At 41.2% G+C, this 24,793-nt stretch carries 17 protein-coding genes and 1 tRNA gene; 9 read left to right on the top strand and 9 right to left on the bottom strand.

Features of this window, described 5'->3' with window-relative positions:
* Positions 1–62: 62 nt before the first annotated feature.
* A complete protein-coding gene (locus tag ACEXOE_RS19355; RefSeq protein WP_394750507.1) occupies positions 63–1,142 on the bottom strand; it encodes a formylglycine-generating enzyme family protein in 1,080 nt (359 codons plus the stop codon).
* Positions 1,143–1,446: 304 nt separating this feature from the next.
* On the opposite strand from ACEXOE_RS19355, the gene ACEXOE_RS19350 reads away from it, so the two are divergent.
* The 4 genes from ACEXOE_RS19350 (at position 1,447) to ACEXOE_RS19335 (ending at position 5,831) form a co-directional block, all read left to right on the top strand.
* Positions 1,447–2,508: a sensor histidine kinase gene (locus tag ACEXOE_RS19350; protein WP_394750506.1), complete on the top strand. Its 1,062-nt coding sequence runs from the start codon at positions 1,447–1,449 to the stop codon at positions 2,506–2,508.
* Positions 2,489–3,181, top strand: coding sequence for a LytR/AlgR family response regulator transcription factor (locus ACEXOE_RS19345; protein WP_394750505.1), 693 nt, complete (start codon positions 2,489–2,491; stop codon positions 3,179–3,181). Before ACEXOE_RS19350 ends, ACEXOE_RS19345 begins: the two co-directional genes overlap by 20 nt.
* A gap of 122 nt (positions 3,182–3,303) precedes the next feature.
* Entirely contained in the window at positions 3,304–4,743 is a 1,440-nt protein-coding gene (locus ACEXOE_RS19340) for a pyridoxal phosphate-dependent decarboxylase family protein (protein WP_394750504.1), read from the top strand.
* A 140-nt stretch (positions 4,744–4,883) separates the two neighbouring features.
* Positions 4,884–5,831, top strand: coding sequence for a bifunctional helix-turn-helix transcriptional regulator/GNAT family N-acetyltransferase (locus ACEXOE_RS19335; RefSeq protein ID WP_394750503.1), 948 nt, complete (start codon positions 4,884–4,886; stop codon positions 5,829–5,831).
* 42 nt (positions 5,832–5,873) lie between these two features.
* Here the strand turns inward: ACEXOE_RS19335 and ACEXOE_RS19330 are convergent, their stop codons facing one another.
* Entirely contained in the window at positions 5,874–6,350 is a 477-nt protein-coding gene (locus ACEXOE_RS19330) for a Calx-beta domain-containing protein (RefSeq protein WP_394750502.1), read from the bottom strand.
* Between the two features lie 223 nt (positions 6,351–6,573).
* Positions 6,574–7,827: a hypothetical protein gene (locus tag ACEXOE_RS19325; RefSeq protein WP_394750501.1), complete on the bottom strand. Its 1,254-nt coding sequence runs from the start codon at positions 7,825–7,827 to the stop codon at positions 6,574–6,576.
* Positions 7,828–7,950: 123 nt separating this feature from the next.
* On the opposite strand from ACEXOE_RS19325, the gene ACEXOE_RS19320 reads away from it, so the two are divergent.
* Complete coding sequence (locus tag ACEXOE_RS19320) at positions 7,951–9,315, top strand: hypothetical protein (protein WP_394750500.1); 1,365 nt, start codon at positions 7,951–7,953, stop codon at positions 9,313–9,315.
* Positions 9,316–9,472: 157 nt separating this feature from the next.
* Here the strand turns inward: ACEXOE_RS19320 and ACEXOE_RS19315 are convergent.
* Positions 9,473–9,546: transfer RNA gene (locus ACEXOE_RS19315), tRNA-Pro, on the bottom strand.
* Positions 9,547–10,268: 722 nt separating this feature from the next.
* On the opposite strand from ACEXOE_RS19315, the gene ACEXOE_RS19310 reads away from it, so the two are divergent.
* From ACEXOE_RS19310 to ACEXOE_RS19300, 3 genes are all read left to right on the top strand, one after another.
* Positions 10,269–17,678 carry an Ig-like domain-containing protein gene (locus tag ACEXOE_RS19310; protein ID WP_394750499.1) on the top strand — a complete coding sequence of 2,470 codons (7,410 nt, stop codon included), beginning with the start codon at positions 10,269–10,271 and terminating at the stop codon, positions 17,676–17,678.
* A gap of 207 nt (positions 17,679–17,885) precedes the next feature.
* Positions 17,886–18,785: an MBL fold metallo-hydrolase gene (locus tag ACEXOE_RS19305; protein ID WP_394750498.1), complete on the top strand. Its 900-nt coding sequence runs from the start codon at positions 17,886–17,888 to the stop codon at positions 18,783–18,785.
* A gap of 8 nt (positions 18,786–18,793) precedes the next feature.
* Positions 18,794–19,033 carry a VF530 family protein gene (locus ACEXOE_RS19300; RefSeq protein ID WP_394750497.1) on the top strand — a complete coding sequence of 80 codons (240 nt, stop codon included), beginning with the start codon at positions 18,794–18,796 and terminating at the stop codon, positions 19,031–19,033.
* Between the two features lie 156 nt (positions 19,034–19,189).
* On the opposite strand, the gene ACEXOE_RS19295 is transcribed toward ACEXOE_RS19300, so the two are convergent.
* Both ACEXOE_RS19295 and ACEXOE_RS19290 read right to left on the bottom strand, forming a co-directional pair.
* Positions 19,190–20,584, bottom strand: a complete 1,395-nt coding sequence (locus tag ACEXOE_RS19295; protein ID WP_394750496.1) for a M20/M25/M40 family metallo-hydrolase — start codon at positions 20,582–20,584, stop codon at positions 19,190–19,192.
* A gap of 10 nt (positions 20,585–20,594) precedes the next feature.
* Positions 20,595–21,473, bottom strand: coding sequence for a PPK2 family polyphosphate kinase (locus ACEXOE_RS19290; protein WP_394750495.1), 879 nt, complete (start codon positions 21,471–21,473; stop codon positions 20,595–20,597).
* A 202-nt stretch (positions 21,474–21,675) separates the two neighbouring features.
* Between ACEXOE_RS19290 and ACEXOE_RS19285 the strand changes: the two genes are divergently transcribed.
* On the top strand, positions 21,676–22,365 hold the full coding sequence (locus ACEXOE_RS19285) for a hypothetical protein (RefSeq protein WP_394750494.1): 690 nt from the start codon (positions 21,676–21,678) through the stop codon (positions 22,363–22,365).
* A gap of 181 nt (positions 22,366–22,546) precedes the next feature.
* On the opposite strand, the gene ACEXOE_RS19280 is transcribed toward ACEXOE_RS19285, so the two are convergent.
* From ACEXOE_RS19280 to ACEXOE_RS19270, 3 genes are read right to left on the bottom strand one after another with little or no spacing between them, the layout of a single operon-like run.
* Positions 22,547–22,711: a hypothetical protein gene (locus tag ACEXOE_RS19280; RefSeq protein WP_394750493.1), complete on the bottom strand. Its 165-nt coding sequence runs from the start codon at positions 22,709–22,711 to the stop codon at positions 22,547–22,549.
* Positions 22,712–22,766: 55 nt separating this feature from the next.
* Complete coding sequence (locus ACEXOE_RS19275; protein ID WP_394750492.1) at positions 22,767–23,930, bottom strand: sigma-54-dependent transcriptional regulator; 1,164 nt, start codon at positions 23,928–23,930, stop codon at positions 22,767–22,769.
* A gap of 16 nt (positions 23,931–23,946) precedes the next feature.
* Entirely contained in the window at positions 23,947–24,792 is an 846-nt protein-coding gene (locus tag ACEXOE_RS19270; protein ID WP_394750491.1) for a mechanosensitive ion channel family protein, read from the bottom strand.
* Between the last annotated feature and the right edge of the window lies 1 nt (position 24,793).

Below are 24,793 nucleotides of genomic sequence, written 5' to 3'. Positions count from 1 at the left end.
TAATGAGGGATGTAGTTTTTTTAGGGTCCCACTTTAACATGGGAATTTCAATACTTCAATGGCTACTTTTTCTTCATACGTTTCCATTGTTCCGGCGTCATAATGGCACGAAAACCTACATGATCCTGACTGGAATCCTGACTGGAACGCATACGGGCGCTAGATCGATAGCTACTACAGTAACTTCCATTGCATAAAAAAGAACCTCCCCGCTGTACACGTTGGGGAATTAAAGGTTGTTGGGGATCAAATGGTCTTGTTGCCCCTTCCGGGTTTGTCACCGTCCCAACTTTGGCAGTTTCCGCATAGTAATTGGTGTTATACCAGTCGGAGGTCCACTCCCATACATTTCCGGCCATATCGTAAAGTCCATATCCATTTGGGGCATAGCTACCCACTGGTGCTGTCGTAAAATAACCATCGGCCATACTGTTATACAGCGGGAAAGTACCTTGCCAGGTGTTCGCATGTACCCTGATATTGGTATCATTTCCCCAAGGATAAACAGCATTCTCCATTCCTCCTCTGGCGGCCAATTCCCATTCTGCATCTGTGGGCAGACGTTTTCCTGCCCATTGCACATAGGCTTGCGCATCGTCCCAAGAAACTTGAACAACAGGGTGATCTTCTTTTTGGGCAATACTGCTCTCGGGGCCTTGAGGATGTTTCCAATTGGCATCTTTGACCCAAGACCACCATTGGGACCAGTCTAGCAAGTTTTCCGTTTTCACGGGGGTAAATACCATAGAAGCCGGCACTAGAATAGAATCGTGGGGTTTGGGCGTCTCTGGCGGCAATTGTTTTTTCAATTGCTCCCAATCTGGTTTTTTTTCCGCAGTGGTTTTATATCCTGTTGCCGCTACAAAGGCCCTAAATTGTTTGTTGGTCACTTCCACAGTATCCATCCAAAATCCAGATACTGCTACCCTGTGGGCTGGAAATTCATCACTACGGGCTTCTTTATCTTCTTCAATCGCTCCCATAGTATAGGTGTTCCCAGGAATCCAGACCATTCCCGGAGGGCCATCTTGAGGTACATTTTCACCTTTAGTTTTATGGGACTCTTTATCTTCGCCACCCTTACATCCTATACAAAGTAGTATGGAGCAGATCACCACCATATCAAAAACCTTGCTATTCATATTTTAGGATTAAGATCTTTGTTCGTTGGAGATACCCCTTACTATATCCACATGGAAAAGTTATTTCCATTTTCCAGATGGATGGCAAGGCGCCTATATTGAATTTTCATGGACTTTTACATCTCCTTATATCAAATGTAAGGCAATATTTCGTTTCTGCCCTACCGAGATTTTTCTTTCTATTTTCAATCGTGGAACTTCAAAAAATGAAAGGGGGTTGATCCGCGATGGATTTCATACCATAATTCCCTTTGTTCATCACGACCACCCATTTTTTGAACTTCAAGAATAGTATCTTTATGCCATGCGGTTTAAGCGAATTGAAATACTTATACATGTCCTCTTTTGGGTGGCCATGATTTGGGGATGGGTTTTTGGAAATGGTACTATGGATATGGTCGGGACCGAAATGATCGATGGAAAACAGCATAAAATATTGGTTAGAAATCCTGATAAGGTACATGTCGCAATAGTTTCCCAACTCCTCTTTCTGCTATTCTTTTATGGTGAATTGTATTTAATTGGAAAATTAAAAAAACCAAAAGCAGTACGGGGCTTTGTATTAAAATCCATTGGGCTGTTCTTTGGTATCCTAATGTTCTACCTGCTGTTGCTGGCATTGGTCCTCTTTCCGGATCATAAAAAGTTGTGGGAAATCAATGCTTTCGTATTCGCATGCATATTTTATTTGGCCGTAGTCATATGCTATGGCTTTACAAAAAAGTGGGTGCAGCACGAATACGACAAGCAACAATTGGAATTCATCAAAAACCAAGCAGAATTAAAGCTATTACGGCAGCAGTTACAACCCCACTTTTTATTCAATACGATGAATAATTTGTTGGCCATGGTCAACCAAAGTGACAATCCCAAATTGGCGCAGAGTATTGACAAACTTTCCAACCTCTTGCGCTATGTGGTCTATGATACTGAAAACAGAACTGTGAGTATTGCCGAGGAAATTGCTTTTATTAAAAACTTCGCTGAATTGCATCTATTACGCTATGAAGAGGAAGAAGTAGATTTTAAAATAGACGTTCACGGAAATTGGAATGAGCAACCTATTGAACCCGGTATTTTCTTGTGCTATGTGGAAAATGCCTTTAAGCATGGGGTACAGCCAGAGGAGTTCGCCTATATCCATATTCATTTTGACCTATCGGAAGCTCATAAGGTGGATTTCAACATTAAAAATTCCATCTCCCAACACCGCGCAAATACATCCATTGGTGGCTATGGCATTGCATCGAATCAAGAACGCTTGCAATTGACATATCCCGAACAACATATCCTTAGTATTACCACAACCAAAGAAGAATATAACGTACAATTAACCCTATATACCTATGAAAGTAATAGTCGTTGATGATGAACCCAAAGCTATTGAACTGATCAGTTCTTATTTATCCCTTTTTTCCAATTTTGAACTGGTCAAGACCTTTAGAAATGGACTTAAGGCCTTGGAATTTTTGAATGTCAACCCCGTCGATGTAGTATTTCTGGATATCAACATGCCGCATTTAAGCGGGCTTTCCCTGTCCAAAATGATTTCGCCAAAAACGGCTATTGTGTTCACCACGGCATATTCCGAGCACGCCGTGGAAAGCTACAATATCAATGCATTGGATTATCTCTTAAAGCCAATCAGTTTGGAACGATTTTCCAAAACCATTACAAAGCTCAACACCAAATTTTTGACTCCAAATACTTCGGATACCGTAACCGCTGCGGAAACCATTTTTATCAAAAGCGGTCTGGAAACCCATCAAATTGCCAAGAATAGCATAACCTACCTCAAAAAAGATGGCAATTATATGCACTACATCACGCTAAACCAGAAGATAATGGCCAGACAAAGCATTGCAGAAGCCTTGGCACTATTAGATCGTAATTTTATCCAAGTCCAAAAATCCTATATCGTCAATTTTAAAAAAATCAACTCCATCACCTCAGATTACATTCTTATTGGCAACAAACAAATCCCTATAGGGTTGCAGTTTAAAAATGAACTGCTCAAAAAAGTGAATGGATCTCATTAAGTTTCCCCATCCCATCTTTTCGCCCTAATCGGCTTCTGAAAACGAAAAGGCCTTATCTTAGAAGGGTATTAAGTACTATACATAGATGAAGCACGCTTCCTATTACCTAAGCCTTTTACGAAATGATCGATAAAATCAAAGCATTGGAAAAACACTCCCGCTTGCTAAATCCAGGGCAAGCGCAACGGAATGCGTGGGATTCGGCCGTGTGGGATTACGCCAATACGTTTATCCGACATCTAAACACGACGCAAAGCTTTTTTCCTTCAAGCAAAAAAGAAATCAACAGTACCCATTGGAACATCGGTGAAGCAGGAATTTCTATGGAGGAGATATTGAAGACTGTGGTTCAAAATATTGATGAAGTGGGCTTGAACCCGGCCTCGGCAGGCCACATGGGTTATATTCCGGGCGGCGGACTATATCCTGCAGCCCTCGGGGATTATATCGCTGCCGTGAGCAATCGGTATGCCGGAATATTTTATACAGCTCCCGGAGCCGTTCGTCTAGAAAATATGTTGGTGCGATGGATGTGTCGATTAATGGGGTATCCAGAAACGGCCATAGGAAATTTAACTTCCGGGGGATCCATTGCCAATTTGGTGGCCATTGTTACGGCTAGGGAGTCATATCCCATTACCGCAAAAGACATCCCCACTGCTGTGGTTTATATCTCCGAACAAACGCACCACTCTATACAAAAGGCCATCCGCATTGCAGGTTTGTCCGAAGTTCAAATACGCTATGTTCCCCTAGATGAAGGTTTGCGAATATCCGTTCCTGATTTGGAAAAAACCATTAAAGAGGACATAAAACATGGCCTTACCCCCTTCTTCGTAGTTGCTTCCTTGGGAACAACCAATACCGGAGCTATTGATCCCATTGCGCCCATCGGTAAATTGGCAAAAAAATATGGTCTTTGGTTTCATGTGGATGCCGCTTACGGGGGCTTCTTTAAACTGGTTGCCGCTATGGCGGAAAAATTCCAAGGGGTTGAAATGGCAGATTCCATTACGTTAGATCCTCATAAAACCCTGTTCTTGCCTTTTGGCAGCGGTACCATACTCATAAAAGAACCTAAGAAGTTATTGAAAGCCCATCATTATCTGGCCGATTATATGCAAGATACCTTAAGCGCCAACGAAGAAATTTCTCCTGCCGATATTTCTCCTGAACTCACGAAACACTTTCGAGGAATGCGTTTATGGCTGCCTTTAAAGTTATTTGGTCTAAAACCATTTCGATCTGCCTTGGAAGAAAAATTGTTACTCACACAATATTTTTATGGAAAAGTGCGAGAATGGGACAGCTTTGAAGTTGGCCCGGAACCAGAACTTTCCGTAGCCATGTTCCGATATCTTCCCCGAGCAACCGACCCCAATGCATTTAACAAAGCACTTATTGAAGACATTAAAGAAGATGGCCGTATATTTCTTTCCTCTACTACCATAGCAGGCGTATTCTGGATACGCGTGGCCATTGTTATTTTTCGAACACATTTAGCGGAAGTTGATTTGTTATTGGATATCATTCAAGAAAAAATACGTTTAAGGACACTATAATGCTAACTCACCTACTCTTTTGTGAAGCAAAAGCACTTTGTGCTTTAGGGATTGGGGGTTAAGTTTCATTATAAATTTCTTGTGAAATACTTTGTTATTTTATATATTCGTTACTAGTTACGTATTTAAAAACATATATTATGAATTTTGATGAAATTGGTGAAATGGCTTTAGGAAGTAGACTTCGGGCCTTGAGCACTATAGTGACGGAAGATGCCGAACAGTTGTACAAGCTCTATGACATTGCCTTGAAACCAAAATGGTTTCCCGTTTTCTATACACTGCAGCAAGATGGAAGTAAGTCTATTACTTCCATTGCCCATGACATAGGGCATTCGCATCCCTCGGTCATTAAAATTGTACGTGAAATGTCTAAAGCAGGATTGGTATTGGAGCAAAAAGATGCGGGGGACAAACGCAAAAACAATATTCTATTGACCGCGAAAGGAATGGACCTCTCCCTAAAAATTCAGGAACAATATACCGATGTTGAAAATGCCATAAAAAATGCCCTAAAACAGACAAAGCACAATCTTTGGTATGCCTTGCAGGAGTTTGAATATGTATTAGGTGAAAAATCACTTTTAGCTAGAGTCGCCGAAGAAAGAAAAATTAGGCAGTCTTCCGCGATAACTATTGTGGACTATTTGCCAGAACATCATATGGCTTTTAAAACTTTAAATGAAGAATGGATCAAAGCTTATTTTAAAATCGAGGAAACGGATCGGAAAGCGCTAAATAATCCCAAAGACTACATTCTGGATAAAGGAGGTAAAATCTTAGTTGCCCAACAAAATGATAGTGTTTTGGGCGTTTGCGCCCTTATAAAAATGGAAAACTCAACCTATGATTATGAATTGGCGAAAATGGCCGTTTCCCCAAAAGCCCAAGGTAAAGGTATTGGTTTTCTGTTGGGAAAAGCTGTTATCCAAAAAGCAAAATCCTTAAGGGCCCAAAGTCTGTATTTAGAGAGCAATACCATTTTAAAGCCCGCCATATCCCTTTACGAAAAGCTAGGTTTCCAAAAAGTTGTCGGTCATGATACCCCCTATGAGCGAAGTAATATTCAGATGGCGCTCCAGGTATAACCATGGTATTTCTTGAATTTTTACGCTTACAGGAATCCCTATTTAGTCATTATCGGTAAGGGTCAATATAATCATCGTACGTTCTCCGGCCGTAGTACCATTGGGCAGATCTCCAAGGGTTATCGTAAAGGTTTCATCCTCTTCCATGATATCATCATCCAAGGTATTGATATCAATGGTAGCCGAGGTCTCCCCATTCGCAATGACAAATTGAGTGCTTACCAAACTTACAATGTCCATAGTGGGGTCTACCGTTCCATCAAAAGCAAATGGAAAGCTTAGATTTCCTCCCGTAGCATTCGGTGCGTCCAGACTTAAGGTTACTGTGGCATCCCCACCTTCTTCCACGGTATCTGGTTCTAAAGTAAGTGTAGCTCTTAGTAAGGCCACTTCAGGCACATCGGGTTGGTCCGGTACTTCAGGGCTGTCATCTCCGCCGCTGCTACACGAAAAAGACCATAGTACTATACAAAAGAGCATTGCGAACGCATGAGGGGATTTTTTTAAACGCATCATCATAGTTATTTAATTGATACGTAATCAGTCTAATAATTAGGAAAAACTAACATTTTGTGTTAAAAAAATAAATAGTTCATGTTTATTCCTAAAGAACATAAGGACAATGTTTCTGTTTTTTGGAAATGACAGGATTTAGAGAATCCTATAAAACCGCCGATTAAAAGAGCCTAGATATTATTCAAATCTTTTTGCTATTTAGCGAATTGAGTGTGGTTTTAAGGTTTCAAAAACCGTAGGAATAAACCATTCCATGCTCATTTTTGAACTCCAAATTTTGGACCGTTCCAGCTCCCTCAAAATGAATACTACAGCCAAGAATTTTTTTGGGTTCGTCGGGAATATTAAAAGAAAATACGAGTTGGTTGTCAAGCAATATTTCGAGTTGTCCATTTTTTGAAACGCATTTCAATTCCACAAAGTCCTGAAAATCCACACCAAAGCCTGAAAGATCTGTCTTTTTTCCGTCAATCGTTTTGCCAAATGCGTGGAGCATGATATCGGAGATACACCCTTTGTCCGTGAGCATGATACTTATTGGGCCATCCTCATGGACGATTACCAACTGTGCTGATTGGCAGATACTTTTCCCGGACCTAAAATCATTTCGGACCAAGGCTGACATTTCAAAATTGGAAGTATAGAGCTCTCCAAAATCCTTTATCTGATATAACCCGACAGGAGTGCGGGCTGCCCTTGGGTCAACTCCATATTTTTCCAATGAATCAGCCTTTATTGACAGACTGTTTTCAGATTGGTAATCTACCATATCCAAATAAATAGGAATGGAATCCGTTTCGATGACTCCAACCCAATCCTTGGTCGGAATTAGGATGTCCTTTTCCTTAACGATATTTCCGTCCACCACCAATTTTGATTTGAAAAATCCAGGCCTATAATAGATACTAGTAGATACGCTGTCGTTTTTGTTGACGATTACTCTCTTGCTTTCATCCCAGTCCTGTTGTATCTCGATTTTTGACTGATCGTCTGCAGCCGTGGCATCATAATTAAAAACAACCGAGTTGGGAAGTCCGTTGGAGACCGATTCGCCATTGAAGACAAAATTGTCAGAATCATAAGTGGTCCCGCCAGGATTGATATATAGATACGCAGCCGATAAGAACGCTAGTATGAGCAACAAAAAAAGAATGGCATACTTTGTCGGTATTTTCGTTTTGCCCCAATCACGTCTTTTCAAGACCTGTCCGGTTTCTTTATTGGTAAAGGAAACCCAGTTTGGATAACCGATATATTCCGCCAAGGCATTCAAAGTGGCTTTGTTGGGCTGGGATGCATAACTGACCTTTCCACTAAGCCTTTTTAGCGTGGAAACGCTTAACAGCGTACCGGTCTCCTCTTGGATATGCCTACCGAGATCATTAAAATCATTGGTGTCCCACGCACTTGATGGCCCCCTGCCGAACTTTAGCTCCACTAGCTTAAAACAGGATTCAATATGTTCGGTAGACTTTTTCATTTATAGGCCTTTTTTAACCATGAACGAACTTGAACAAAGATGAATGAAATACCCAAATAAAATCTGGGTCGGTAACATTATATTGGCTTTTAAACATTCATACCATAAAGTTAGTATTATATTATGAAAATCAACATTTATAACTTTCTAATATGTATTGTAGGTATCTCATTGGTATCCTGTCATTGTCAGAACAAAGAGAACAATCCTGTCCAAGAATATGCCTTTAACGACAGTCATTGGAGGATCGAAAACCCTGATGGTTCAGTGGATTCCTTGGAAATTGTGGATTACCAAGGAAGGCAGTCCATATTGCTTGAGCCAGGTCAAAAGGCCTTTCTGAAAGCGTCAGAGTTCAAAGACTTTGCAGTGGAATTCCATTGCAATGGCCAAGTCCCAGGATTTGGCTTTAGGGTAAGGGACCCAAAGAACTATGAATATCTTTACCTCCGGATGATGATGAGCGGGAATAGGGACGCGCTACAGTACACTCCCATTCATAACGGAAACCTGCCCTGGCAATTGTACAATTATCCTCAGTACGAAGGAAATGCGACATATCCGAGAATGGAAGTGGCGAAAATACCACTTTCCCTGGAGGATCAACTGGTCAACGGGAAGGCCAGTGATAGCCTTTTGACCGCCCTTGGAAAAAAAGGCGTTGTGTTTTCAGAGGAATCTTTTGTGGATGTCCCTGATGCAAGTCCGGCCTATATCTACGACCCGAAGAGCAGCGAGGCACTGCTTTTTGAAATAAAAGAAGATGGTATTTTCTTTTTGGATATCCGTACTTGGGTACATGTTAAGACAGAGGTATTGGGAAACCAGATGTCTGTTTACATAAACGATATGGATACGCCTACGTTTGTTGTTGAAGACCTAAAACATGATGCCCAAGCGGGCGCGATAAGTCTGTACAGCAATTTTGGTGAAGTCTATTTCAGTGACTTTTCCATTTCTAAATTAGAAGGGAGAAATACCCAAAGCACCGACAATGATGCAAAACAGATTGCTCCGAACTACATTGCGCAGTGGCGCATGTCGGAGATGTTTGCCAAGGACTCTGTCAATTATCGGCAGCAAGCGGATTCATTGCTAAAGCACAGGGACAAATTCAAAGAGATTAGGGCTGATAAAGATGGACTTGTCAATATCAGCCGTTTTTATGATGACATGGATAAAACGGTCGTACTCACCAGTAAAATTGTTTCCGATGCAGAGAAGGAGGTCATACTCAATTTTGATTACGCCGATCATTTAGTCATTTTATTGAACTCCGAAATCCTCTTCGACGGGGGAATGAACTTTCGTCCACCACCCGAAAAGGGTACCGAAGGAAGAGTGTTCGTGCAAGATGAACAAACTACATTGAAATTGCGCAAAGGCTCAAATTGCCTGGCATTCATGCTCTCCGGTGACAATCGCCAGAAATATAATTGGGGCTGTACCGCCAAACTGGAGAACTTGGATGGTATTTCACTGGAATAAATTTTCACATAAAATGTTAATAGCTGGAATGACAGGATTTAGAGAATCCTATTACATCGCTTTTGTTGCAAGTTAAAGCTTTGCTGTAATTGAAGTCAAATGCAAAAAACTCTCGTTAGAAAATACATTTTCTACGAGAGTTTTCCACTTTAACTTGTCGGGATGACAGGATTTGAACCTGCGACCACACGGCCCCCAGCCGTGTGCGCTACCGGACTGCGCCACATCCCGAAATTTCAATACATGCTCGATGTTTACTTTTTTTCAGCATGTTGAAGAGCTTTCTTCAATATACTGTGGTGCAGCCTGTCCTGAGCAAAGACGAAGGGCCACATCCCGAAATTTTATGCTACACTCATGACCGTTCCTATTCCGAAATAGAAGTGCCCATTTGAGTATGCTGCCCCTTGTTATATCATCCAAATCTTCCGAAAAAGATGTTATTTTAAAAAAGGGTTCGGCAAAAATATACAAATTATGTGAAAGGCTATATTTTTCAACTCCTATTTTTATAGAAAAAATGAAAGACACTGAATATCAATATCTTTCCACGCTTCCTAAATTCAGATTATTTTCTTTAGATACAGAACGAAAATTTTACCGCTGCTTTCTTTTACAAATTCAAAAGAAAATAAGCCTGCTTGCCGTTTAACGATCAATTGATACCTTACAACTGCTTTTTAGCATTTTGTCTTCTTTTTGAGCTAATCATTTCATTATGAAACAAATAACTTAAAACCCTCAAAAACCCATAAACAAAGGGGGTTCGCCGCAATAAAAAGCTTTAACATTATAAACCTTACTTATTCTATGGTTTTTATAATATCATTTGTAGAATTAATATGTTTCTTTATACTTCTGATCTTTAGCGGTATAACGCTAACAACTTGAAAATAAAGTTTGGTAACTCCAAAAAAAATGTTAATTTACAAGACTAATTAAAACCAATGATTATGAAAAAAAACTACCTTGTAGGTGGTTTACGAGAACAATTTCGTGAACCCCTGCGCACCCTACTATTTTTCGTAGCATTCATTTGGGGTTCTGTACAAATGCAGGCCCAGGAAATGAAGCGAATGCCCGTAGACCCTGTGGTCTGTCCGGCATCTTTTGAGGACGCCCATTCTAGAATGGGAATGAAACAATTGAAATCGAAAAAAATGCAGGAGATTCGCAAATCGAGTACCATTCCTGGTGTTAATGCGAACAATTCTGCCGAAATCCTAATTACCTTTGGCCCAGGAGCCCAGGGGAATGCGGAAGTTCAAGCGGCATTTCAATTTGCCATCGATATTTGGGCCCAGGAAATCGTTTCCAGTGAGCCCATCCGAATCTCGGCAGATTTCCAAAATTTAGGGGCCGGTGTTCTGGCTTCTGCAGGTCCTACTACTTTAATCAGTAATTTTCAAGGAGCTCCAGAACAAAACACCTTCTATCCTATCGCTTTGGCCAATTCCCTTGCGGGTACGGATTTAGCTCCAGATTTGGAATTTGATCTTGTCGTGAATATTGGTAGTGGTATTCCATGGTACTTTGGAACCGATGGAAACACCCCTGCAGGACAATTTGATTTTGTTACAGTGGCACTCCATGAAATGGGACACGGCCTTGGTTTTATCGATGGTGGTACAGTAAACAATGCCACTGGTGTCGGTAATATCAATGGGGGTGGAAACCCTTTCATTTTTGATACCTTTATCGTAGATGGAGATGGGAACTCTGTTTTAGACCTTCCCAATCCTTCTGTAGAATTAGGGGATTTTCTTACCAGTGGCGATGTATTTGTCAATGGTCCTTTTGCAGTAGCAGCTTTGGGAGGAACGCTACCGGAACTTTTTGCTCCGAACCCTTTCCAGGGAGGTTCAAGTATCGCCCACTGGGATGAGGCTACCTTCCCTGCCGGAGACCCTAACTCCCTGATGACGCCACAAGCGGCACCAGCGGAATCCAATTTTGACATCGGAGATATTACCCGAGGTCATTTTAGGGATATGGGATGGGTACTTGCAGGTCAAGCAGCAATTACCGTAAATCCAAACTCCATCACAGCAGAACTTTTTGTTGGAGAAACACTTTCCCAAGATATTACGGTAACCAACATATCCGAAGGAGATGTCTCGGTTACAGCAAGCGCCAGTGAAGGGGCACAAGTAATTGCCTCCTTAACGCCTGAAGTATTGAATATTGCACTTTCGGAAAGCGGTACCTTAACCGTGGGAATCGATACGGCCGACTTGCCTGGAGGTTTCTATGATGAAACTGTTATTCTTACCATTGAAGGCCAAGAAACTCCTATTGAGATTCCTGTATCCATACGTGTTTTAGATGGTACAGAAGCACCTATACTAGAGGTTGCACCAACTGCTTTTGATGAAACCATAGAACAATTCCAGGTAGCAAACAGAGATTTAACAATCTCCAACCCTGGAAGTGCTGATTTAAACTTTAGCATTACCGTTAATGGAGAAGCACAAGAAACTTTTGCCAGTCGCGCAGCTAAATCTGCTGCAAATATGACTGCACAAGGGTTTACTTCAAGAAACTTCTCTTCCGGTAACAATGGATTGGCAAGTCTTGTGCGTACAGATGCCGGGACATTCCAACAAACGGAAACTGCAATTTTAGCGGAAGGCTTTGAAGCCTTCGCACCAGGCGAATTAAATGGTCAGTCTGGATGGATCGCTGCTCCTGCGGGAACTTTTAACGTTGCTGCTGAAGGAGCTTTTGAAGGAGCCCAAGGAGTAACTGTTGCTCCAAATGGAACAGGAGCGCAGACTATTGCCTTATCTCCATCAATCACTCCTGGTGATCAATCCTTTATGACGGCTTCCGCCCAATTGCGAATTGAAGGAGATGCTGCAAACTTTGAATTTATTCCACAGTCGCCTACTGCAGGTTCCGTAAATACCAGGGTTCGTTTTAATGCTGATGGATCTATAGACGTATTGGATGCCGGTACAGGTGCTTTTGTTCCTACGGGCGCAACAACACCTGAAGGTTTCTTTAGCGTTCGTATCAGTATCGATCGCGATGATTCCTCATTGCGTGTCTTTATCAATGATGAATTGATCCATAGTGGTACTGGATTTGCTCCCTTAATTGAGCAGATTGTATTTCTTTCCAATAATGCCGGAAGTACTTCTAGCTTTGCCTTTGATAATCTAGAAATTACCGATGGGGATGATAACACCTTTTTCTTAACGGTAAGTCCTCTTTCTGGCACTGTTCCTTTTGGAGGGTCACTAGACGCTAACGTGCGTTTTGATGCCCGTGATTTGGAACCAGGGGAATACGCCGCTACCATAAATATTAGCAGTGATGATCCTGAGAACCCAACTTTAGACGTACCTGTAACGCTAACGGTGTTATCTCCACCTACAATTTCAGTAGATCCAGATAGCTTAAGCGAATCAGTGGATGTACAAGTGGACATACCTCCAACGAGAACGGCTACCGTTACCATTAGCAATAGTGGCCAAAGTGATCTCAATTTCACTACGGCCTTAGGGGCTACCGTATTTACCCCTCCAACATCAGATGGTGGTACCGCGGCTTCGGTTGCTGCGATAGACATGCGTCAGTATGGATTGGGTAATCCTGTAGTGAGCCAAATGCAATCCGTTAAGGCAACAAGTCCTTCCGGATTCGCTAGCGCAAGAGCAGCAGCACAATTCGAAAATACGGGAGTTTTCAACGATTCCATCTTCTATGATTCCGGAATCAACTTCCCGGATAGTTTTGGAGGTTTAAATAATGGAACCCCGATCATTACTGCAGTGCAGTTCGATGCGGTCACAGATTTTACGTTGACTGCTGTTCGTAATGCGTATAGAACGGAAGCATTGACCGATGCCAACATTATCCTTGAAATTTATAGAGGAGGCTCAACACCTGCCGATGGGGAGTTGTTATTACAACAGACCACTACTACCTTGAGCACCGATGGTATTTTCCTATTGGAGGAATTAATGACGCCATTAAATTTCGCTGCAGGGGAAAACTTCTGGGTAGTACATAGCTATCCCGCAGGAATCGATTTCCCGCAAGGACAGGATGACGATACGTCCAACGTACGCCCCGATACCTATTTCTTTAGTTCGGATGGTGGGGCTACCTATACCAATATTACTACCTTCGTATTCCTAACAAGAGCGTTGAGTGGTGATACGGATGGAGGGCCATATATTACCTTAAATCCTGCTTCTGGCACCGTTGCTGCTGGATCTTCTGCAGATGTGGAAGTGACTTTTAACGGAGCGAATCTGGCAAACGGCGTGTACAATACGGACATTCTATTTAATAGTAATGACCCTATGACGCCTACCGCAACAGTAGCTACTACTTTTGAGGTTTCAGGGCAAACTTCCGAGATTGCTGTATCCGACGAGTTGTTGACTTTTGATAATGTTTTCCTTGGAAATTCAAATCAAAGGGTTCTAACTATTACCAATAATGGATTATCGACCTTAAATATCTCTGAACTTTCTTCAGATAATCCCGACTTTAGTGTCGATCCTGCTTCTGCAACAGTGGAAGCCGGGGAAGAGCTCGAAGTAACGGTGACCTTCACCCCTTCAGGTCTTGGAAGTATCAATGGCATTCTAAGTATTAGCAGTGATGCTGATAATACTCCTTCTATTGATGTTATCTTAAACGGAATTGGTGTTGATCCGCCAATGGCTGCATTCGATCCTGCCGAAGTATCGGCAACTACGGATGCCGGAACAACAGTGGACGCTCAGATCACCCTGCGTAATGATGGAAACTCTCCATTGACCTTCTCTTTCCCAGAGTTGGCCGCCGCAAATGCTCTGGCCGATCCAAATGTGCAATTGAACAGTTCGGAAATTCTAAGTTTCAACGATTTCGTACCGGGAGACAAAAATACAAGGGATAATCGTGTAGGTACCCCAGTAGTCTCTGCCGTTGGTTCTGATAGTAACTTTGGATATACGTGGATCGACAGTGATGAGCCAGGAGGACCAGTATTTGCCTTTGAGGACATTACTGGAGTAGGAACAGACATTACCGCAGCAGTGGGTCAGGATGGAACCGCTTCCGGTCCTATCTCTTTCCCCTTTGAATTCTACGGTATAGAATATGAATCTGTCTTTATCAATGCCAATGGTTTCTTATCCTTTACACAGCCTACAGGTTTTACCTTTATCAACAACCAGATTCCTGTAGATGATAACATCAACAATGTTATTGCTGTTTTCTGGGATGATCTTGAACCTCTAAATCAAGGAGGCGCTGTACACGTAGCTGATTTTGGAGATCGTTTCGTGGTACAATGGACCAATGTTAATGTATTCCTTGGCGGTGCGGGCGAAAGCGCTACGTTCCAGGTAGTTTTATATCCTGATGGAAACATCGATATCTTCTACCAAGACGTAGATACGGCCAGCTTCCGTGACAATGCTACGGTGGGTATCGAAAATGCCGATGGTTCCGACGGAGCTCAGGTAGTCTTTAACGCTGATTATATAAGAGATGGTTTGGCTTTACGTTTCAACAGACCTTCTATGCCACTTACTCCTTTTATCAGCGCTATTAGCGATGTATCTGGTGCTATTGCTGCTGGAGGTTCTAGAGAACTTACGGTGACCTTGGATGCTACGGAATTGAATGATGGAGTGTTCTTTGATGAATTGAGCGTTTCTTCCAATGCACCTGATAAGAGTAATAGTACTGCTTTATTTGAGCTTACCGTAATTGGTACTCCAGAAATTGCAGTATCGGATGAAATGCTTGTGTTTGAGCCTATTTTTATTGGTTTAACCAGTGAGGCCATGGTGAGTATTGAAAATACAGGTACCAGTGTTCTTGAAATCAGTGAGCTTTCCAATGAAAATTCTGATTTCCAGTTGGATTTATCTGCACCTATTTCTTTAGATCCAGGAGAAGCGACCGCAGTAACGGTAACATTCGCGCCAACTTCTGTAGGTGAAATAACCGACGATATTACTATTGTCAGTAATGATGGGTTTGGTAACGAATCCATTACCATTAGCTTAAGTGGTGAGGGAATAGATCCTCCAGTTCTTGGTATCGATCCTGCTTCCCTTTCAGTGACCCTGACCGAAGAGGAGACCACAACGGAGAATATTACATTGAGCAACAATGGCGGAAGCCCGTTGGTGTACTCTGTAGCACCTCCTTCTGCCTTTACACCTGAAGGAACGGCTACAGCAACTTTCCCAAGCTATGATCGTTTGGATTTTGAGCCATTGAGAAGTAAGCAAGCTGCCGATAACAGAGTAGGACAAACGTTCCGTAACACGAGTGGTGGTCCGGATAGTTTTGGATACACTTTCGTAGACAGTAATAGCGGTGGACCTGCATTTGACTTTATAGATATCAGTGGAACTGGTATCCAAGCCAATGTAGGAGCCGATGGAAACGAGACTGTTCCACTATCCTTTGACTTCTCTTTCTACGGAGAAATTCAAAATGAAATCACGATTTCTGCGAATGGTTATGTGACCTTCTCTCCTATTGTGGGTATTGATTTTATCAATGCACAAATTCCAGGTACAGGAAGTCCTAATAACTTCATTGCTGGAATGTGGGATGATATTGAGCCACAAAATGGTACCGGGGTCTTCTATGAAGGCAATTCCGAACGTTTTATCATCCAATATGAGGCTACACCACGTTTCTTGGCAAACGATGCTCCTGTGACGTTCCAAATTATTCTATTCCCTGACGGTTCCTTTAAGATGCAGTATGCCGATCTTACTACGGCATTATTGACTTCAAGCACCGTAGGTATTGAAGCTCCAGGAGGAACATCAGGCCTTCAGGTAATCTTTAACAATGCGTACTTGGAGAACAATTTGGCGGTTACTTTTACACCACCTATCACGGGAACTTTAGCACCTGGTGAATCTGTGGATATTCCTATTGAAATCAGTGCAGAAGGCCTTGAAGGTGGTATTACTTATACGTCAGCGGCCATTGTAAGTAGCAATGATCCTATCAACCCGGTTACACCAGTTGACATTACGCTGGAAGTATTGGAAGGTCCGGAAGTCGCTTCGTTCACTTTAGTCGATGCGGATGCCAATGCAATCATTGGTCCATTAGCCGATGGAGATGTCATTGACCTCGCCACGTTGTCCACCTCTAGCCTCAGTGTTATCGCCGAAACTGGAGATACGCCTGTTGGAAGTGTGGTATTCGATCTGAATGGTGAAAATGGAGTACAAACCGAAAACTTTGCACCTTATACCATTGCCGGAGACAATGATGGGAATTTTAATGGTATTAACTTCCCATTAGGGGCAAATACTATTACTGCAACGCCATTCTCTGGACCAAATGGTACAGGAGATGCGGGAAGTGCCGCAACGGTTTCCTTTACCGTAGTGGATTCCAATGCTCCTGCGGTAACCGATCTTGCTTTGATCAACGCGGACACCAACGAAGTTATTCAGTTCTTATCTGAAGGGGATGAAATAAACCTTTCTACTATAGGTGCCGATAACTTGAACATCCAAGCGCTTCTTTCTGAAGACGAAGTGGGCAGTGTAGTCTTTGATTATAATGGAAGACGTTTTACGGAGAACTTCGCTCCTTATGCCCTTGGAGGTGATATTGATGGAGACTTCAGACCTTTTGCATTGGATATTGGAGCCAACTCCTTAACCGTTACTCCTTTCTCAGGAATAGCCGGAAGAGGAAACGCTGGAACTTCATTAAGCGTCAACTTCACCATAGTGGATGACGTGGTACCAATGGCATCCAATTTTGCCCTTGTGAATACAGAAACCAATGAAGTCATTAGACCTCTTACAGAAGGTGAAGTAATCAACCTAGGTGATTTCGATAGTGGCTTGAGCATTATTGTTCAAGTAGATTCCGAGGAAGTGGGAAGCGTTCTTTTCGGATTTAACGGAAATAATAATTTCCGAACTGAAAATGTTGCTCCTTTTGCCCTAAACGGGGATATTGAAGGAGATTACAACGCTATTGAACTTCCTGAAGGTGCCAATACTATTACGGCAACTATATTTACGGGTGCCAATCGAACTGGAGCGATTGCTGATGTTGCTACTTTGAACTTCGAAGTAATAAATCTTCCAGCGGACGCAGAAGCCAATGGAGCGATCTTAACGCCTAATCCCGTACAGGATGTAGCGGAATTCTTAATGCAAGACAAGCCTGAAAAACCAGTGCTCTTGACAGGAGTCATTGTCAATCTTTCAGGACAAGTAGTTTCCAAGCCTTTTGCTGTTGATGTAAACACAGATGGAATCGGTACTATGAATGTTTCTAGTCTGGCACAAGGAATTTATGTATTGCGCATAAGCGATGCTAATGGAAATATTGTTTCCAGAATTAAAATGGTGAAGAAGTAAGACCATAAACTTTACATATAACAAGCTGAAAGGGCGTCAAGATTACTTGACGCCCTTTTTTTAATCTCCCATTGATGCCATGACCAATGCTGTATTTCAAAATGCAAGTATCAGTCAGAAAACTTTAGCTTCAATATTCCATTACTCAAAGAGTTCTGCCTATATTTGAAGGTGTTCAATCTAAAAACCACCCTTATCTTTACAGCTATGTTCAAAATACCACTCATAGCATTCTTACTATTTTATATTCTTTCCTGTACAGCACAGGACAAACCATTGGTGGACCTACAAAAACAACAATGGATTCACGGCAGTGCTGAATGTGCGACCGACACTAATGTTTCCATACAAGTAGTACAATATAATCCCAGCACCTGGATCCTACGTCAAAACAAGTGCTTAAATTACGAAGCCCCCTTTTTGTTTTTATTTTTAGGAGAAGAGAAAGCCTTACTTATGGATACTGGCGCGACTGCAGATCCTTTCACTTTTCCATTACAGAAAACAGTTGGCCGTATTATTGCACAATGGGAAACCACGCTAAAAAAGAAAACCCCTTTGGTTGTTGCACACACCCATGGCCACGGAGATCATCATGCTGCAGATGCACAATTTAAGGAAGTCCCCAACACAACGGTAGTTGGTCTCAGTGCACAAGAAGTGCAACAGTATTTCAACATTAAAAATTGGCCTAAGGAAGAGGTTAACATTAATTTAGGGAATAGAATTTTAGATATTCTTCCTATTCCGGGACACCAATCGGCATCCATTGCTGTATATGATCGGGATTCCCAACTCTTATTGACCGGAGATACTTTTTATCCGGGACGACTCTATGTGGAGGATTGGTTTGCTTTTAAGAAGAGTATAAAACGTCTTGTAGATTTTTCAAACACCCATAAAATACACTATATTCTGGGGAATCATATTGAAATGACCCGTACCCTAGGGAAAGATTATCCTATTGGCACTACCTATCAACCCAATGAACAACCACTTCCTCTTTTTAAGGAAGATTTATATGAACTGCATCAAGCCTTGGAGCATTTGGGTGATGTCCCAACGCGAAAAGTTCATGACAAATTTATTATTTATCCCACGAAATAAACTCACCTATGGCAGCACAACAGCACAAACAACCCAACAATCCCTTACACGGCGTGAAATTGGTAGACATTTTGGAGTATCTTGTTGCCACTCATGGGTGGGAAGAAATGGGGCGTAGAATAAATATCAGATGCTTTACCCATGATCCCTCTATAAAATCCAGCCTCCCTTTTCTACGCAAGAATCTCTGGGCAAGGGAAAAAGTAGAACGCATGTACCTAAAGTCCATTAGAAAGCGACAGCCTTAATAGTAGGGAAATTTAATCTTCGTTCTTTTCAAAATAAAATAGGATTTAAAATCAAATGAGGAACCTCTCAAAATCTTGATGGGTTTTTCAACCTATTTTCCCATACTACTCCATAGGAATCCTAAATCATTCTTAGATATCCATAAACCTAAGCCCTTATCCTTTTATCTTCTTGGGCATAATAATACCGTATTTATCAAAGAGGTAAATCAGACTTGTCATGGTAGCTGCTCCTAATTCCAATTCCCGCTTATTCACGTGTTCAAAGGTATCGTTTTCCGCGTGGTGGTGATCAAAATAACGTTGGGAATCGGGCCGCAATCCTGCCAGAACCATCGTTTCATTTTTTAAAGGGCCAATATCTGCTCCACTACCTCCTTTTACAAACATATGGATCAAATAAGGCTCAAATAATTTTTTCCACGTTTCTACTTGTGCGAAATTTTCATCAGAACAATCGAACGAAAAACCTCTAGGCGTAAACCCTCCAGAATCGCTCTCCAAAGCAAAAACATGATTTTCATTTTTTTGACGGGCTATTTCCGCATATTTATTTCCTCCCCGCAAACCGTTCTCTTCATTCATGAACAAAACAACTCTTATGGTACGCTTAGGTTTATAGCCGGTTTTTTTCAACAAACGCAATACATCCATGCTCTGCACACAACCCGCTCCATCATCATGGGACCCATCTCCCAAATCCCAGGAATCTAGATGTCCTCCAACAATCATAACCTCGTTGGGATACGTACTTCCCCGTATTTCACCAATAACATTATAGGATTCTACGTCCTTTAATTGTTGACAGCTTTGTCTAAAAAAGAACTTGATGTCGGGATTCAGTTTTAAGGTTGTGCTTAACAATTCTGCGCCATTGGTACTAATAGCGGCTGCAGGAATACGATTTTCTACCGGAACATCGCCATAACTCATCGCCCCTGTGTGGGGAAAATTGTCCAGCCTGAGGTTCATAGACCGTACAATAACTCCGGCAGCGCCATACTTCCCTGCTTCTGCAGCGCCCGAATACCGTTGATCTACACAACCAGAATAGGCCGCAAAAGTATTGATTTGTGTTGGCTCCATTGGCCTGTTGAAAAATACAATCTTACCTTCAATCTTGGCTCTTCCAAGGCTTTCCAATTCTTCAATCCCTTGTACTTCAATAACATTTGCCTTAATACCATTGCTCGGTGTCGCCACCGATCCGCCCAAGGCACAAATAGCAACATTATTGGTGACTCCGGGATCGCTCTCTATATAGGCAAATTCTGGTGTGCCTCTCACCCATTTTGGAACCATTACGGGTTGCAACCAGACGCGATCCAACCCTAAGGAATCCAATTGTTTTTTTGTGTACAATACCGCTTGTTGTGCTTCCACTGAGCCAGAAAGTCGTCCTCCGATTTGATTGGAGAGGTAATTTAACCAATCATAGGCCTTTCCATCGGTCAATGCAGCATCATAGATTGCCTTCAATTGCTTTTCGTCATCACTTTGGGCATAACTTTGAGCAACCACCAATACTAGTACAATCCATAGTTTCTTCATAGCGCTTGTTTTATTCATTATTCAATTCGTCTTTATAGATGTCTAAATTAGCTTTTATTTTGTCATCTAGCTCAGGCGCAGCAATATCTTTGTATTTTTTTAACTCCTCCAACAAAATCGAAGCAACAATGACTCGGGCCGCTTTTTTATTATCTGCAGGAATAACATACCAAGGGGCATGTTCTTTTGAGGTTCTGGAAATAGCTTCTTGGTAGCAGCTTTGGTAGGCATCCCACAATTTTCGTTCCTTTAGATCTCCAGGAGAAAATTTCCAATGTTTTTCCGTTAAGGCCAATCTTCGCAGCAATCTATTTCGTTGTTCTTCTTTAGAAAGGTGTAGGTAAAACTTAAACACTATGGTCCCATTTTCGGAAATATGCCGTTCAAAGTTATTGATCTGTTCAAAACGCTTATCCCAAAACCTTTGATCAATATCCGCAACACTGTGAATTCCTGGGATATGCTCTCCCATGATATATTCAGGATGCACTCGGGTGACCAAGACATTTTCATAATGGGTGCGGTTAAATACGCCAAACTTCCCTTTTACCGGTAAGGCAATATAATGTCTCCACAGATAGTCGTGTCCCAACTCCAATTCGGTAGGCACTTTAAAACTATGTACCTCTACCCCCCTAACATTAAAATCCTTGAACACTTCCCGGATAAGGCTATCTTTACCTGCAGTATCCATTCCTTGTAAACATACAAGGACACTATATTTACCATGAGCGTACAGCGTGTCCTGAAGTTCCCCCAGATCCTCCCGGATATCCTCCAATTCTTTTTTCAGTTCTTTATCCGAGCTTCCCAAATTGTTCAGTGTAGGGATTTCAGTTAATCTTATCCCATTGTTTGCCTTAAAATTGCTTGCATTTACTTTATCCATGTGTTGAATATATAATTTTTTGTCGTTGTATTTTGCAATTCACCGAAAAAAAAATTACCGTTAAACGGCATAAGTTTCCGATTCGTCCAAAATCATATTTCAAAATCGTATTTCATCGAAAAACAAAATTCAATTGAAGTATGCGTTACTATCTTTACCCCAGATTTCCCCCAAGAAATCTCCCCCATCTAAAACCTACAATATGCAATTAAATTCCTTATTATTTATTTCATTATACCTATTAACTTTTGCAGTATATGGCAACGTACAACCCTGTAAAAGCACAAATTCCAATATAAGTTACGTTAAAGCGCAAACCAAAAGAGCAATTGGCGCAACAGAAATTAACAAGGTCAAATTCTACACCTATAGAGCTATTAACGCTATAGAAAAAACCAGAAAACAATTGATATCCTGCGATTGCAATTACGCTTCAGATAGTATTTTTGAAAGTTTGGAACAGCTTAAATCTGCTACAAGAACAACGTCTTTAGACAGCACCAAAATCTTTTTAAGAAGGGCTATGGAAAGTACGACCTATGGTTTGAATGCTTTGGAAAGGCATGATTTGCACGATCGCAGCTACGCTACCCATCCCCTTTCTTTAAGTACAATTTCTTCTAGAAGGGAAAAAAGAACTTTGATACTACCGGAAAATAAAATGCTCAAAGAAAAAATTGACCAAAGTTTGGTAGATTTTCAACATTCCTTGGATGAAGTAATCAACACTGTAGATTGCAAAGCAGCCTACAATTTTGCCTATACTTTATATAGAAAATGTGAACGGCAATTAGAGAATAAGAAAATACCAGAAGCTAAGCGTTACTACAATATCAAGGCTAAAACCATGGCATATAAAGCCATACAGAAGTTAGAGGATTGTATCCGTTAGCCAAAAAAATTTGAATACCGTTTGTTTTTTTGTTTAAGCCATAATGAAAAACCTTACCATCATATGATGGTAAGGTTTTATTTTTTTAATTTCACTATAGCTTATTCTTGCTCAAGGCTAAGAGGCTATTTTAAAGAAGGTAGTATTGCCTATTTTAAGGGAAAATGAACCATGCTATCTCTTAGGATCTGTTTCCTCTTAATTGTATACGCGACCCAGCTCCTAAACCTCCTCCTGTTCCAGTAACTTGAACACCAGCCACTTTTCCCTGAAAAGTCTTCATTTCTCCCCCGGAGATATTTTTTAGCGCTGTTCCTGTCAACACTTGTACTTTCAATTTTTTCATAATTCTTTAATTTTGATCGATCTAAAAATTGTTCCTTTTCATGTTTTTCTTCTTCTTATTTACTTGCAAACATGTTTACATCTTCCTCGGTAATCTCACTCCCCCCTAAAATGATTAGACGTTCCACAACATTCCGGAGTTCTCGAATATTCCCTGTCCAATCATAACCTTCCAAAAGACCTACTGCTTTATCCGAAAATGTTTTGGGCGCCGTACCTTGTTCGGAAGCAATTTTCTTTGCAAAATGCGTAATCAACAAAGAAATATCTTCCCTTCTATCATTAAGCGCGGGCACTTTCACTAAAATAACAGCCAAACGATGATACAGATCTTCTCTAAAATTTCCTGCGGCTATTTCTTTCGCCAAGTCTTTATTGGTTGCGGCAACTACCCGTACATTTACTTTAATATCCTTGTCCGTACCTACTCTGGAAATTTTATTCTCTTGCAGTGCCCTTAAAACTTTAGCTTGGGCAGATAAGCTCATATCCCCAATTTCATCCAAGAAAATAGTTCCGTTATTCGCAGCTTCAAACTTACCTGCTCGATCTTTAACGGCTGAAGTAAATGCTCCTTTGACATGACCGAACAATTCACTTTCAATTAATTCCGAAGGTATTGCAGCACAATTTACTTCTATAAAAGGTGCTGTACTACGTTGGCTTTTCTCATGAATCCAATGTGCTACCAGTTCTTTTCCCGTTCCATTAGGCCCTGTAATCAATACACGGGCATCGGTGGGTGCCACTTTCTCTATAATATCTTGGATACGGGTAATAGCCTTACTATCTCCCACCATTTCGTAATTCTTGCTTACTTTTTTCTTTAGAATTTTATTTTCCACCACCAATTCCTTGCGATCCAAAGCATTGCGTACAGCAGTAAGCAAACGATTCAAATCTGGGGGTTTAGAGATATAATCAAAAGCACCCAGACGCATGGTGTTGACCGCTGTATCCAAGTCGCCATGACCCGAAATCATAATAAATGGAATCTCGGGTTTAATTTTACGCACCGCTTCCAATACCTCAACACCATCCATTTTAGGCATCTTAATATCACAGAGCACCAAATCAAAATCTTCTTTTTTTATGACCTCCAAACCTTTTAAACCGTCTTCCTCATCAAAGACTTTATAATTATCATTCTCTTCCGAAAGAATCTTCACCAATACTCTCCGAATGGCCGATTCATCCTCTATAACTAATATTCTTGACATTTATCTCTGATTTAAATTATGATTCTATTATGTTTACTTCGCGTTGCGGGAAAGGTATCTTAATCCCCTCTTCTTTAAATTTTGCGTTGATTTTATACCTGATTTCACTCTTGATCAAGGGATCCCCATAACTATCTGTGGTATAAAAACATACCGCAAAATTCAAGGCGAAATCTCCAAAGTCTTCAAAAAGCACAAAGGGTTTAGGCTTTTTAAGGACTCCTTGTTGTTCACTGACAATTTCTTCCAATATCCTGGTCACCAATTCCACATCGCTTTCATAAGCTACACCTACCCTAACAGCCTCCCGGGTAGTTTTATGATTCTGGGTGTAATTGTAAATCGTGTCCGTTAGGAATTTATGATTTGGGATTACAATAACTTTGTCATCGCGTGTCAATGCCCTTGTGGTACGCAGGCGTATTTCAAATACCCGTCCAACTTTATGTTCTACCTCTATAATATCCCCTACATGCAAGGATTGGTCCAAAATAATTAAAATACCCGAAATGATATCCTGAAAGAGGTACTGCAAGGCGAACCCCAATCCAACAAACAAGGCGGCAGAAGCAGTAAGCAATACTGTTAAATCGACTCCCGAAGATTGTAAGATGATGACTATGGCAATAACATAGAAGAGATACTTGAGAAACCCAAAGATGCTTTCAAATTTATTCTTGTCTTCCTGCGGTAATTTTATCGTAATCAATTTACGCACCAATCGCAGGATATAGGTTACCAGGATAATGGCAATAATAATGGTTAAAAAGGTGCCTACGGTAATATGCACGTTTTCATTGTCAAGAATTTTGTAGTTCAAGAAATCCTTGATAGCTGATAAAATATCCTGTAACTTTTCCATA

The sequence above is a fragment of the Spongiimicrobium salis genome (assembly GCF_043678055.1).
Classification (GTDB): Bacteria; Bacteroidota; Bacteroidia; order Flavobacteriales; family Flavobacteriaceae; genus Spongiimicrobium; species Spongiimicrobium salis.
The sequence above is the reverse complement of the archived record's forward strand: the minus strand, read 5'-3'. Positions and strand labels throughout refer to the sequence as shown.